This is a genomic window from Streptomyces sp. NPDC019396 (assembly GCF_040632375.1).
In the GTDB taxonomy this organism is placed as follows: domain Bacteria; phylum Actinomycetota; class Actinomycetes; order Streptomycetales; family Streptomycetaceae; genus Streptomyces.
Window position 1 is genome coordinate 51,729 of sequence record NZ_JBEYBS010000007.1, and the last position, 12,448, is coordinate 64,176.

Here is a 12,448-nt window from a genome sequence, read left to right on the forward strand (position 1 = left end):
ACAGCGGAAAGCAGCATCACCCCCGCCGCAGCCGGAAACTTCGGTATCGCCGCACGTCAGCACCGGCCCGGTCCGGCCAACAGGCCGGACCATCCGGTCAGGCGGCAGCGAAACCGCACGAAAGGACCTATATCCGTGGCTCAGCGTGTAGTAGTCACTCTCTCCGACGACATCGACGGCGGAGAAGCAGCGGAAACGGTCAAGTTCGGCCTGGACGGGAAGTCATACGAGATCGACCTCAATCCCGCCAATGCAAAGAAACTACGCAAGGCCCTCGCACCGTACATGGCTGCTGGACGCAAGGCGGCGAAGTATCCGGGCAAGGCGCGCCAGGAATACCGGCACACCACTCTGGAGCCGGACCCCGCGGCCGTCCGCGCCTGGGCCCAGTCCAACAAGATGGAGGTACCGGCCCGCGGCCGGATCCCCAAGCGGGTGTACGAGGCGTTCCGCCAGGCGAGCTGAGCACGCCGCGGCCGGCGGACCCAGTCGGGAACACTCCCGACCGGCGACCGAACGGCACCCGCCGCGAACCGAGTTGCACGGCACCCCCGCAGGTGGGCTAGAGTCTGGAACACGTCGAGAGGCGAGGCCCAGAGGCCAAACCTCCCGGAGCGTGCGGGTGTAGTTCAGTAGTAGAACAGCCCTCTTCCAGAGGGAAGGCGCAGTGTGCAATTCCTGTCACCCGCTCTGCACCACGTAACGGCCACTCCGGTGGATCGGGTACAGTGGTGGACGCACCGCCCGGTGAAAGCCGAAGCGGGAGCACTGCGGACGTGGCTCAGTTGGTAGAGCATCACCTTGCCAAGGTGAGGGTCGCGAGTTCGAATCTCGTCGTCCGCTCAGGTGGCAAAGGCCCCGGTCATCAGACCGGGGCCTTTGTCGTGTGCGCACTTCACCCCGCGCTTCCATCCGCAGGAACTGTCCGGGCGAACGCGCCGCCAGTGCTGACATTTGTCATTTGCCCCGATGGCAGCGCGCACTGCCGGCCGACCCGCTCGGGCGGAAGCCTTGGAATATGGCAACGACCGAGGGGTTTGTCATCGAGGCCGGTGAGCTGCGCCGTAGCTACGCCGGTGGGTTCGAGGCCGTGAGCGGAATCACCTTCTCCGTGGCACGGGGTGCGTTGTTCGCGCTGCTCGGCACGAACGCCGCGGGCAAGACGTCCACCGTCGAGCTGCTCGAGGGACTCGCCGCGCCGAGCGGCGGCACCGTGCGGGTGCTCGGCCATGACCCGTACCGTGAGCGCGCCGCCGTACGGCCCAGGACCGGGGTGATGCTCCAGGAGGGCGGTTTCCCCTCCGACCTGACGGTCAGCGAGACCGTGCGCCTGTGTGAGGGCTGCACCAGCGGGGCTCGCCCTTCCGGGGAGTCTCTTGAACTCGTGGGCCTCGGCCACCGGTCCGGCATCCGGGTCAAGCAGCTCTCCGGTGGCGAGCGCCGGCGTCTCGATCTGGCACTGTCCCTGCTCGGACGGCCCGAGGTGCTCTTCCTCGACGAGCCAACGACCGGGCTCGACGCGGAAGGCCGCCGGGACACCTGGCGGTTGGTGCGGGAGCTGCGGGACACGGGCACCACCGTGCTGCTGACCACGCACTACATGGAGGAGGCGGAAGCGCTCGCCGACCGGCTCGCGATCATGCACCGGGGCCGGATCGTCGCCACCGGCACACCGGCAGCGGTCTCGGCCTCACGCCCGGCCCGTATCCCCTTCCTGCTTCCCGGCGACGTCCCGCCGGGAAGGCCGCCGCTCACGCTGCACGCCGCGGCCGAAGGGCAGCGCATCGAGATCCGGACGCACCGGCTCCGGCAGTCCCTCGGTGAACTGCTCGAGCTGGGCCGCCGATTCCGGGGTGGCCCTGGAAGGGCTTGACGCCCGCTCGGCCACCCTGGAGGAAGCCTTCCTGTACATCGCGCGATCGGACACGGGCGAAGCAGCGTCCCACCGCACGGTACCGCTGACCCCCGGGAAGGTACGAACACCCGGAATCGGCCGGAACAGCCGGGACAGCCGGAACAGGAGGACAACCGTGAGCAAGGACCGTGTCCGGGTGCTGCTCGCCGACGACGAGCACCTCATCCGGTGCCCTCGCCGCCCTGCTCGCCCTCGAGGAAGACCTGTCGTCGTGGCGGAGGCGGCCTCCGGCCCGGAGGCTCTCGCCATGGCCCGGGCGCACCGGCCCGATGTCGCGGTGCCGGATCTCCAGATGCCCGGCGCCGGCGGTGTGACGGTGGCCACAGAGCCGCGGACCGCGCTGCCCGGATGCCAGACCATGATCGTCACCAGTCATGGCCGCCCGGGGCATCTGAAGCGCGCTCTGGCAGCGGGGGTGCGCGGCTTCGTCCCCAAGGCCGTCAGTGCCCAGCGGCTCGCGGAGATCATCCGTACCGTCCGGGCCCGGAAACCGCTACGTGGACCCGGAATTGGCCGCCGACGCCATCTACGCGGGGGACTCGCCCCTGACGGCCCGCGAGGCCGAGGTCCTGGAGCTCGCCGCCGACGGTGCGCCCATCGCGGGGATCGCCGCACGAGCCGCGCTGTCCCCCGGGACGGTACGCGACTATCTGTCCTCGGTGGCCTCGAAACTGGGCGCCGGCAACCGGCACACCGCCGTGCGTCTCGCACGGCAGCCAGGTTGGGTATAGTGGCTTCCGCGCCACGGCGCATGCGGACGTAGCTCAGTTGGTAGAGCGCAACCTTGCCAAGGTTGAGGTCGCGAGTTCGAGCCTCGTCGTCCGCTCAAGTCAAAGCCCCCGGCCCTTCGGCCGGGGGCTTTGTCGTGCCCCCGGGGCGAGACCTATGACCAGCGGATGCCGGTCAGCAGCTCGTATGCCTCCACGTACTTGGCCCGGGTCGCGTCCACGACCTCCTGCGGCAGCGGGGGCGGGGGCTGCTCGCTCTTGCGGTCCCAGCCGGAGGCGGGCGACGTGAGCCAGTCCCGCACGTACTGCTTGTCGTACGACGGCTGGGCCCGGCCCGGCTGCCAGGAGTCGGCGGGCCAGAACCGCGAGGAGTCCGGGGTCAGCACCTCGTCGGCGATGACCAGTTCCGGCTCGGCCCCGTCCGCGGTGGCGAAGCCGAACTCGAACTTGGTGTCCGCGAGGATGATCCCCCGCTCGCGCGCGATATCCCTGGCGCGCCCGTACACCGCGAGGGTCTGCCGGCGCAGCAGCGCGGCGGTCTCCGCGCCGACCTGGTGGGCGACCTCCTCGTACGAGACGTTCTCGTCGTGGTCGCCGACGGCGGCCTTGGTGGCGGGGGTGAAGATCGGGGCGGGCAGCTCCGAGCCGTCCACGAGCCCCTCGGGGAGGCCGAGACCGCAGACGGTGCGGGTGGCGTTGTACTCGACCAGACCGGATCCGGTGAGATAGCCCCGGGCCACACACTCGACCGGGACCATGTCCAGGGCCTTGCACACGAGGGTGCGCCCCTCCCAGTCGGCGGGCGCCCCGGCCGGGAGGTCGGTGGAGAGCACGTGGTGGGGGACGAGGTCCTCAAGGCGCTCGAACCACCACAGCGACAGCTGGGTGAGGACCCGGCCCTTGTCGGGGATCTCGGTCGGCAGAACCCAGTCGTACGCGGACATCCGGTCGCTCGCGACCATCACGAGCTCACCGCCCTCGGTGCGGTACAGATCACGCACCTTGCCCGTGTGGAGGTGCGTCAGCCCCGGGACCTGAAGCGGCTCGGGCTTTTCTACGAATCCGGACACGGTTCCTCCGCGTGGTTATATCCAAGGCCTCCCGATTGTCTCCCACCCGGCCCGGCCGGGTGCAGCCAGGGCACGCAGGTCAGCGCCGCACCGCCGCGGTGTGCTCGATCCGGCTCGCGAGGGGCCCCCACCGCGGAACCCGATGAACGCCTCCCGGTCACGCGACCTGGCCTTGCCTCGGATTCCGGCGTCGGGACCGCGGGTTCCGGCGTGGTGGTGCGTCAGTCCCGCTTGCAGATCCGGTCGAGCAGGTTGGCGGTCGCGCGCTGGACCCGGGAATCCACATGCCCTGGCCGGTCGAGCGCCGGGGACCAGGCGAAGGTCCCCGAGGCGAAGACCCAGGCTCCGGAAGGGGCGCGGTAGAGGGAGGTCTCCTGGTGCCTGATGACACCCTCCCCGTCCTGGTAGGGGGAGTGGGCCAGCAGCATGCGGCCCTGGTGCTCGGGGAGCGCGGTGCGGGGGAAGTAGCGGTCGGCCTCGCCCGCGACCAGACCGGTGATCTCGTCGCCTTCGCCCGCTCCGGTGGCCTCCCACAGCCAGTGCTCCGCGTTGCGCACCACCAGGGGGTGCGGTTCGGGGACTCGGCCGGCGTACTGGATGCCGAGGAGTTGCTGCTCCGCACGCCCGGCCTCGCGCCAGAGGGCGGGTCGGCCTGGACCGCGACGCTTGCGGCAGGTGAGCAGGCGGTCGGGGACGCCCGAGGCGGACGGGCCCAGCTCGACCTGCCAGTACATGGTGTTGGCGGAGAGGAACACCAGGGACGTGCCGTGGTCACGGGCGGACTCGACGGTGCGGCGCATGGGCGCCGACCAGTACTCGTCATGGCCGGGGAACACCAGGCCCCGGTAGCGGGCGGGATCGACCCGGCCCGCGTGCAGGTCGCGGGTGTCGGCGTAAGCCAGGTGGTAGCCGTAGCGCTCGGCCCAGCGGATGAAGTCGTAGGCGTGCCCGACATGGAGGGGCAGGCCGGCGCCCGCGTAGGGGCGGTCGAAGGACACGGTGGTCGCGGCGTCCTCCTCGCCAAGGAGCCGGCCGTGTTCGTCCCAGGCGTGGTAGAGGCTGGCGCCGGTCCTGCCGTCTTCCGGATAGAGGTTGTACGCCTGCCAGGTGACGTCGGGGAGCAGCAGGAGCAGATCGGCCGGATGGTCGTCCCGCACGGTGAAGGGGATGTGGGAGCGGTAGCCGTCCGCGGTGGTGAGCACGGCCACGTACGCCCCGATCGACCAGTACGAAGGGACCTGGAGGCGCCAGGAGAGCCACCAGTGGTGGCAGGAGACCGTGCGTTCGGCGGTGAGCGGTGCCGGCTGGACGATGCCGGAGAGCCTCGGACTCGTGGTGATCTTGGATGCGCCGTCGCCGCCGTAGTGGCCGATGCGGTAGACGTCGACGGAGAACTGCTGCGGCGGGTTGACGGTCACATGGAAGTCGATGGCCTCACCAGGGGCGACCGCTCCGCTGGAAGCGAAGCCCTTGATCTGGCGGCGCACGTCATCGGCGGTGCGGGGACGGCCCCGGGTGCCGCCTCCCCGGCCCGGGTCGGGGTCCGCGTACCAGGGGACGACCTGGCCGGTGTCGTCGAAGTACTGCTCACTGCCCCGCAGCCAGGGCAGCGGGCCCTGTCCGAAGGGATCGGAGACGGCATGTGCGAGGGCGCCTGACTCCCAGCGCCGGATCTGCTCCGCCCCCATGTCACACCCCTCTTCCGACCACTGTTCTGATGGATTGCACGGGCCGTCACCCTGGCTTCACTGCTTCAGGCGGCGCCATTCCCCAGCACATCACATAACGCACGCACTCCGTCACCGTTCGTCGCGAATTTACGTGAACGGAATGCGCCATTCCTGGCTGTGCCGTCCGGCGGCCCCGGCTGCACCGCCACACCGCCGCCTCCGCGTCGTCACACGAGCCGGATGGGCTTCTCCGGGCGGACCCCCACCTTCGTGAACCAGTCGCGCAGCGGCTCTGGGTCACCGTCCTCGACCAGGCTGAGCACCCGGCCGCCCAGGTCCGCGCTGCGCACACCGCCGACGAGGAGGGCGGGGCCGTCGAGCCAGTCGAGTCCAGGAGCGGCGCCGGCGGTGTCGACGGCCGCGCAGCAGACCATGGCGATGACGTGGTCCGCGAGCAGTTCACGGGCGGTGCGCGGCGGCTGGAGCGGGAAGAGCGGCAGGGGTTCCGTGACCCAGACGTGCGGGGTGTCGCCGCCCAGCGCCTCGGTGCCGGTGGCCGTGCATCCGGGCGGGCTCGCTGATCCGGTGGCCCCCGCGGTCCGCTCGCGTGCGGCCTCCTCACGGGCGACTGCCGCACTGATCCCGGCCGCGAGTGCGCTGCCGTGGCCGGAGTCCGCCTCTGGCTCCGTGGACGCGACCGGGCCGCCCGCGGACGGATCCGCAGTGGACGGCCCTGCGGCGCAGAGGTAGTCCATCACCCGGGCGAGGTTCGGCCCCGCGGGCGCGGCGGCGGGCCGTACGCCCATGGCGTCCAGGACACGGTGGAGCCTGGCCGCTTCCGTACGCCACTTGCGATCCACGACCTCTTCCGGATACGCCTGCCAGTCCACCGGCGCCCAGTCGGCTCCGCCTTCGCCCGGGCACCCGTGGAAGAGCCGCGCGGCGAGCAGGGACGCGGCCTCGTCGACGGCGCCCGGCTCCTCCAGCAGATCGCAGGCGGGACGTTCGCCCAGCCGGGAGGTGAAGCCCTCGGCCAGCCGGTCGCGGCGGGACAGCTCGGTCAGCGCGGAGACCACCCCGGCGTCGAGCCGGGACGGCCAGCGCCCCATCCGCCAGGCGGGCAGTGCCACCCGCGTCAGCAGCCGGTCCCAGCCCGCGTAGGCGAGGCCGACCTGCTCCTGAGCCACGATTCGCAGACCGTAGTCCACAGTCTGTGCACGCGCGGACGCCGCCGCGGCGACCGCGCGTTCCATCTCGGCGGCGTGCACCCGGCAGCCGCGCAGCAGAACCCGTGCGATGCGGCCCGCGAGGCCGAGCGCGGGCCCGCGGACCAGACCGAGTCCCGGCCGGGCAGCGGCCCCGACGGCGGCGTCGAGGCCACGGATGAAGCGGCGGGCCGCGGCTATGTCGGGGTGGGCGGACGGCCCCGTGCCCGCGACAACAGGGGCCAGCACGGCCCTCAGCTCGGCGACCCGCATCCACCACAGGAAGGGCGAGCCGATCACCAGCACGGGCGGGGTGGAGGTGCGCTGGGCGCCGCCCGATATCGCCTGCGACACGAACGTGCCCGCGCCCGTGCCGTGGCCCTGACCCGGCGCCGTCGGGGATTTCGGCCGGGTCGCGGGGTGGGTCCGGTCCTCGAGCCAGCTGTCGCAGTCGGGCGTGAGGGCTATCGCGGACGGCACGGGAACGTCCAGCCGGTCGGCGAGCTCCTCCACCAGCCGGTACAGATCGGGGGCCGACCCCTGGGACAGCTCCACCGTGGGGCTGACGGCCGGTCTCGCCCGGGCGATCACCAGCGCCACGGCCGCCGCGAACAGCAGCACCACGACCGCGGCCGACGTGACCGCCCAGCGCGCGGCATCCCAGCCGCTGCCGCCCCCGATGGTGCCCGTGGCCTCCCCGGCCAGCAGCACGACGGCGGCTGCCGCTGGCAGCAGCGCCAGGGCCAGTGCCCTGCTGCGGACGCGCAGCACAGCAAGGGCCCGGGAACGGGCGACCTGCGCGCCCGCCTCCTCACCGATACCGGTTCCGGACACGGCCGGACTCACCCCCTCTGCCCCTCAGCCCTGCGGCGGTGTAGGTCACGACCCCACTGTGGCACCCACCACCGACATCGCAATGCCGGTGGGCCAAGTGCCGGAACGCCTGCGCCGCACCCTAGTTGGGGCTGCGGCAGCCGTCATCCGGATGGCCGAGCCATCACTCGATGGAATGGCCTTGGGCAAAGGGAATGACGGGCCGAAGGAGCTGTGGGTTCACTCCCCTTCCGCTACCCGCGGGCCCCGCGGGTTCACTCCCCCGCGGCCTTGCGGGCGATGTCCGTACGGTGCTGTGAGCCGTCGAGCCGGATACGGCCGACTGCCTCATAGGCACGCTCCCGGGCCTGCGCGAGATCCTCGCCGGTCGCGGTCACCGACAGCACACGGCCACCGGCACTGACGACCGTCCCGCCGTCGTTCCTGGTGCCGGCGTGCAGCACGTAGGCGTGCGGGGCGTCCTGCCCGGCGACCTCCGCCAGTCCCTCGATCGGGTCACCGGTGCGCGGCGTACCCGGGTAGTTGTGCGAGGCGACGACCACGGTGACGGCGGCGTCGTCGCGCCACTTGAGCGGTGGCTCGTTCTCGAGGGTGCCCCGCGCCGCGCTCAGCAGGAGGCCCGCGAGCGGGGTCTTGAGGCGGGCCAGGACCACCTGGGTCTCGGGGTCACCGAAGCGGGCGTTGAACTCGATCACCCGTACGCCCCGGCTGGTGATCGCGAGACCCGCGTACAGCAGTCCGGAGAAGGGGGTGCCCCGCCGGTGCATCTCGTCCACCGTCGGCTGGAGCACGTTCTCCATGACGTCCTCGACCAGCTTCGGGTCGGCCCAGGGCAGTGGGGAGTACGCCCCCATGCCACCGGTGTTCGGCCCCTGGTCGTCGTCGAGTGCCCGCTTGAAGTCCTGGGCCGGCTGGAGGGGCAGCACGGTCTCGCCGTCCGTGACGGCGAAGAGGGAGACCTCGGGGCCGTCGAGGTACTCCTCGATGACCACCCGTCCGCAGGCGAGCGCGTGCTCGCGCGCCTCGGCCACGTCCTCGGTCACCACGACGCCCTTGCCGGCCGCCAGCCCGTCGTCCTTGACCACGTACGGGGGGCCGAAGGCGTCCAGCGCCTCGTCCACCTCTTCCGGGCTGGTGCAGATGTACGAGCGGGCGGTGGGTACGTTCGCCGCGGCCATGATCTCCTTGGCGAACGCCTTGGAGCCCTCGATCCGGGCGGCCTCCCGGGACGGGCCGAAGCAGGCGATACCGGCCGCGCGCACCGCGTCGGCGACACCGGCCACGAGCGGGGCCTCGGGCCCGACGACGACGAGGTCGGCTTCGAGGCCGGTCGCGAGCGCGGCCACGGCGTCGCCGTCGAGGGCGTCCACCGGATGCAGCTCGGCGACCTCGGCGATTCCGGCATTGCCGGGCGCGCAGTGCAGAGCGGTGACGTCGGGGTCGAGAGAGAGAGAGCGGCACAGGGCGTGTTCGCGGGCGCCGCCGCCGATGACGAGGACCTTCACGGCAGCCAGGGTAGCCCGCGGGCCGAGGTCGACCTTGTGCGGGCCACCCAAGCGGCCACCCTTACTCGTTTGTGTATTCCTCCACGACCGTGGCACCGAGCTCTCGGACGATCAGATCGTGCCCGGAGAGCGCGGAGTCCACGAGGTCCGGATCGTCCTCCTCCGGGATGTCGTCCTCCAGCGCCACAGCCGGCGGGCGCACGGGCCCGGCGTCCTCGGGGCGCGGTGCCTCGGGGGCGGACGACGGCCCCGACTGCTCCGGGCGCGGCTGAGCAGGAGCGGGCGCTGGAGCAGGAGCGGAGGGCGGCTGTGCGGCATAGGAGACCGCGGAGGCCGACGGCGCCGACGGCTGGCCGGGGCCGGGACGGCCGCCGTAGCCCCCGCCCCCACCGGGACCTGAGCCCGGTGGCGGGCCCGCACCACCGGACGGATCGATGATCGCCTCGATCTTCCACTGCACGTTGAACTGCTCGGCCAGCGCCTGGCGGAGCACTTCCTCGCTGCCGCTGCTCGCGAAGTTGTCCCGGGCCCCCGCGTTGATGAAGCCGAGCTGGAGCGTGGCGCCGTCGAACCCCGCGACCTGGGCGTTCTGGCTGAGCAGGATCCAGGTGAAGCGGCGGCGGTTCTTGACCGCCTCCAGGATGGCGGGCCACATGTTGCGCACCTGGGCGGCGCCTTGGGCCGCTCCCGGCGAGACGGTGGAGCTCGCCGGAACCGGGCTGGGCGCGACGGGAGCGTGATCGGCGGGGGCCGGCTCGGCCGGGGCAGACCGCCCCTGGCCGGGCGCGGCGGCGGATGGCCAGGCACCGGGGCGCTGCGCGGACGCGGCCGTGGACGAGGGCGCGGCCGCGGGCGCCTGGCCGGAGCCACCACCCGGCCAGGCTCCCGGCCGGGGCGCGCCGGACTCGGGCGCGGGTGGCTCGGGCTGATCCTGTGCCGCTTCGGGCAGGTCGGGGACGACAGGCGGCGCGGGTGCCACCGGCACGGACGGCATCGGCGTCGACTGCGGCTGTGTCTGTGGCTCCGCGACAGGCCCGCGAGCGGCCGCACGCGCAGCGGCCGCGCCGCCACCCTGACCGGACGGACCGTGCGGGCCGGCCGGCATATGGGCGTCGGTGGCCGGTACGTATCCGACTGCGGGCACCTGTCCGGCCGCGGGGAAGGAGACGCCGCGCTCCAACCGGTCGAGCCGCGCCTGGAGCGAACGCTCGTCGTCGAAGGCGGCGGGAAGCAGTACCCGGGCGCAGATCAGCTCGAGCTGAAGCCTCGGCGAGGTGGCTCCGCGCATCTCGGTGAGCCCCGTGTTGACAAGGTCCGCCGCCCTGCTGAGCTCGGCGGCACCGAAGACCTGGGCCTGGGCCTGCATCCGTTCGACCACGTCCGCGGGCGCGTCGATGAGCCCCTTTCCGGCCGCGTCCGGCACCGCCGCGAGGATCACCAGGTCGCGCAGGCGCTCCAGCAGATCGGCGACGAACCTACGCGGATCGTTGCCGCCCTCGATGACCCGGTCGACCACCTCGAACGCCGCGGCCCCGTCCCCCGCCGCGAACGCGTCCACGACGGAGTCCAGCAGCGCCCCGTCCGTATAACCGAGCAGGGCCGTCGCCATGGCATACGTCACGCCGTCGTCGGCGGCACCGGCGAGGAGCTGGTCCATCACGGACATCGAGTCACGCACGGACCCCGCCCCGGCCCGCACGACCAGGGGCAGCACCCCGTCCTCGACGGGAATCCCCTCACGGCCGCAGACCTCGCCCAGATAGTCCCTGAGCGTCCCGGGCGGCACGAGGCGGAACGGATAGTGGTGCGTCCTGGACCGGATGGTCCCGATGACCTTCTCGGGCTCGGTGGTGGCGAAGATGAACTTGAGGTGCTCCGGAGGCTCCTCGACCACTTTCAGCAGGGCGTTGAACCCCGCCGGCGTGACCATGTGGGCCTCGTCGATGATGTAGATCTTGTACCGGCTGGCCGCCGGTCCGAAGAAAGCCTTCTCGCGCAGCTCACGAGCGTCGTCCACACCACCGTGCGAAGCGGCGTCGATCTCGATGACATCGATGGACCCCGGCCCGTTCCGCGCGAGGTCCCGGCACGACTGGCACTCCCCGCAGGGGGTCGGCGTGGGCCCCTGCTCGCAGTTCAGACAGCGCGCGAGGATGCGGGCACTGGTCGTCTTGCCGCACCCGCGCGGCCCGCTGAACAGGTACGCGTGATTGACCCGGTTGTTGCGCAGCGCCTGCTGCAACGGGTCGGTGACATGCTCCTGCCCGATGACCTCGGCGAAGGACTCGGGACGGTAGCGGCGGTACAAGGCAAGGGACGACACACCTATGAGGTTATCGGGGCCCACCGACATCCGGCCCCGCCCCACGAAACCCGCACGCCCGCCACCCACGCCGCGCACTCCGCCGTGGTCGGGGACCCCGCCGTGGCCGGACACGCAAACGCCCCCCACGCACCCGCCAGAGCCGACCTACCCTTGCTGCCTTCCGGCCCTGGGGGAGTTCAGTCAGATAGCGCCACGTGAGGGGCTCCGCACAGAGTACCTGATGGCAGGGGTCGGGAACGAGTTCGCGAGCACTCCTTCGCGTCATGTAATGTTCTCGACGGAGGATTCGCCTAGAGGCCTAGGGCGCACGCTTGGAAAGCGTGTTGGGGGCAACCCCTCACGAGTTCGAATCTCGTATCCTCCGCCAGTGCCTCACCGGGCACGAAGTCGAAGGGCCCCACCGTTCGCGGTGGGGCCCTTCGACATGGTCCCAACCCCCGTTGCCCTGGCCTTTGTCCATAAGGCTGTTGCAGGGGCTCCCCGGATCGCCTTCTCGATCTTCCGGGCCGCCCCTTCCCGCGAACCCCGGCAGCCGCTGAACCGCACTGCCGGTGCGGCGTCAGGCCACGTTCATCCCTGGGAAGCCGACCTCCCGGGCGAGGATCGCGTAGACGTACTCGCTGCCCCAGCCCCAGTCGTTGCGGTCGTTCTCGATCAGGTGCGCCTCACGACGCATCGACAGCCGCTCGCAGATCCGCTCCGACGCCGCGTTCTCCGCGTCGAGGCGGGCGTACAAGCGGTGCACGGACAGCTCCCGGAAGGCCAGGTCGCGCAGTGCGAGCGCGGCCTCCGTGGCGTAACCACGGCCGCTGTGGGCGGGATGGAAGACCCAACCGATCTCGGCCTGCCCGGCGGAGGCGCTCGACAACGTGACCTGGACCTCGCCTATCACCCCGGGGGCGTCGCGGCGGCAGACCGCCAGCGTGAGGTTGTCGCCGTCCTCCTTCCAGTAAGTGCCCTGTCCGATACGTTCGATCACCTCGGCGCAGCGCGCGCGGTCACGCGGTGGCCGGTACAGATACCTGGCCACACCAGGCAGCCCTTGGTACGCGTACATGTCGTCGATGTCATCCGCCGTGAACAGGCGGAGGGCCAACCGCTCCGTCATGACCGGCTGAGAGGTCACGGGCACATACATGTGCATCCAACTTCCCCAGTAGCAAACAGGATGGGCATCCCATCATCAGCAGACACG

Annotated in this window: 9 protein-coding genes, 4 tRNA genes, 1 other RNA gene and 1 pseudogene; 8 read left to right on the forward strand and 7 right to left on the reverse strand. The window is 71.6% G+C overall.

Annotated elements, in window-relative coordinates:
- Positions 1-135: 135 nt before the first annotated feature.
- The 7 genes and pseudogenes from ABZ532_RS10070 to ABZ532_RS10100 all read left to right on the forward strand — a co-directional run bounded on the left by ABZ532_RS10070 (position 136) and on the right by ABZ532_RS10100 (position 2,741).
- Positions 136-465: an Lsr2 family protein gene (locus ABZ532_RS10070; RefSeq protein WP_361280852.1), complete on the forward strand. Its 330-nt coding sequence runs from the start codon at positions 136-138 to the stop codon at positions 463-465.
- A gap of 153 nt (positions 466-618) precedes the next feature.
- Positions 619-690, forward strand: a tRNA-Gly gene (locus ABZ532_RS10075).
- 80 nt (positions 691-770) lie between these two features.
- Positions 771-843, forward strand: a tRNA-Gly gene (locus ABZ532_RS10080).
- A 175-nt stretch (positions 844-1,018) separates the two neighbouring features.
- Entirely contained in the window at positions 1,019-1,873 is an 855-nt protein-coding gene (locus ABZ532_RS10085) for an ABC transporter ATP-binding protein (RefSeq protein WP_361280853.1), read from the forward strand.
- A gap of 178 nt (positions 1,874-2,051) precedes the next feature.
- Positions 2,052-2,324, forward strand: a pseudogene (locus tag ABZ532_RS10090) (response regulator); the annotation flags it as partial.
- 88 nt (positions 2,325-2,412) lie between these two features.
- Entirely contained in the window at positions 2,413-2,646 is a 234-nt protein-coding gene (locus ABZ532_RS10095) for a helix-turn-helix transcriptional regulator (protein ID WP_361280854.1), read from the forward strand.
- A gap of 22 nt (positions 2,647-2,668) precedes the next feature.
- A tRNA-Gly gene (locus tag ABZ532_RS10100) sits at positions 2,669-2,741 on the forward strand.
- Between the two features lie 57 nt (positions 2,742-2,798).
- Here the strand turns inward: ABZ532_RS10100 and ABZ532_RS10105 are convergent.
- The 6 genes from ABZ532_RS10105 to ffs form a co-directional block, all read right to left on the reverse strand.
- Positions 2,799-3,713, reverse strand: a complete 915-nt coding sequence (locus ABZ532_RS10105; RefSeq protein ID WP_361280855.1) for a phosphoribosylaminoimidazolesuccinocarboxamide synthase — start codon at positions 3,711-3,713, stop codon at positions 2,799-2,801.
- Positions 3,714-3,934: 221 nt separating this feature from the next.
- Positions 3,935-5,401 (reverse strand): N,N-dimethylformamidase beta subunit family domain-containing protein, encoded by a 1,467-nt coding sequence (locus ABZ532_RS10110; RefSeq protein WP_361280856.1) that lies wholly within the window; start codon positions 5,399-5,401, stop codon positions 3,935-3,937.
- A gap of 209 nt (positions 5,402-5,610) precedes the next feature.
- Positions 5,611-7,422, reverse strand: coding sequence for a hypothetical protein (locus ABZ532_RS10115; RefSeq protein WP_361280857.1), 1,812 nt, complete (start codon positions 7,420-7,422; stop codon positions 5,611-5,613).
- A gap of 254 nt (positions 7,423-7,676) precedes the next feature.
- Complete coding sequence (gene purD, locus ABZ532_RS10120; RefSeq protein ID WP_361280858.1) at positions 7,677-8,927, reverse strand: phosphoribosylamine--glycine ligase; 1,251 nt, start codon at positions 8,925-8,927, stop codon at positions 7,677-7,679.
- Positions 8,928-8,988: 61 nt separating this feature from the next.
- Entirely contained in the window at positions 8,989-11,250 is a 2,262-nt protein-coding gene (locus ABZ532_RS10125; protein WP_361280859.1) for a DNA polymerase III subunit gamma and tau, read from the reverse strand.
- 114 nt (positions 11,251-11,364) lie between these two features.
- Positions 11,365-11,459: signal recognition particle sRNA small type (ffs, locus tag ABZ532_RS10130), an RNA gene on the reverse strand.
- Between the two features lie 73 nt (positions 11,460-11,532).
- On the opposite strand from ffs, the gene ABZ532_RS10135 reads away from it, so the two are divergent.
- A tRNA-Ser gene (locus ABZ532_RS10135) sits at positions 11,533-11,620 on the forward strand.
- Positions 11,621-11,812: 192 nt separating this feature from the next.
- Here ABZ532_RS10135 and ABZ532_RS10140 read toward each other — a convergent pair.
- A complete protein-coding gene (locus ABZ532_RS10140; RefSeq protein ID WP_361281138.1) occupies positions 11,813-12,391 on the reverse strand; it encodes a GNAT family N-acetyltransferase in 579 nt (192 codons plus the stop codon).
- Between the last annotated feature and the right edge of the window lie 57 nt (positions 12,392-12,448).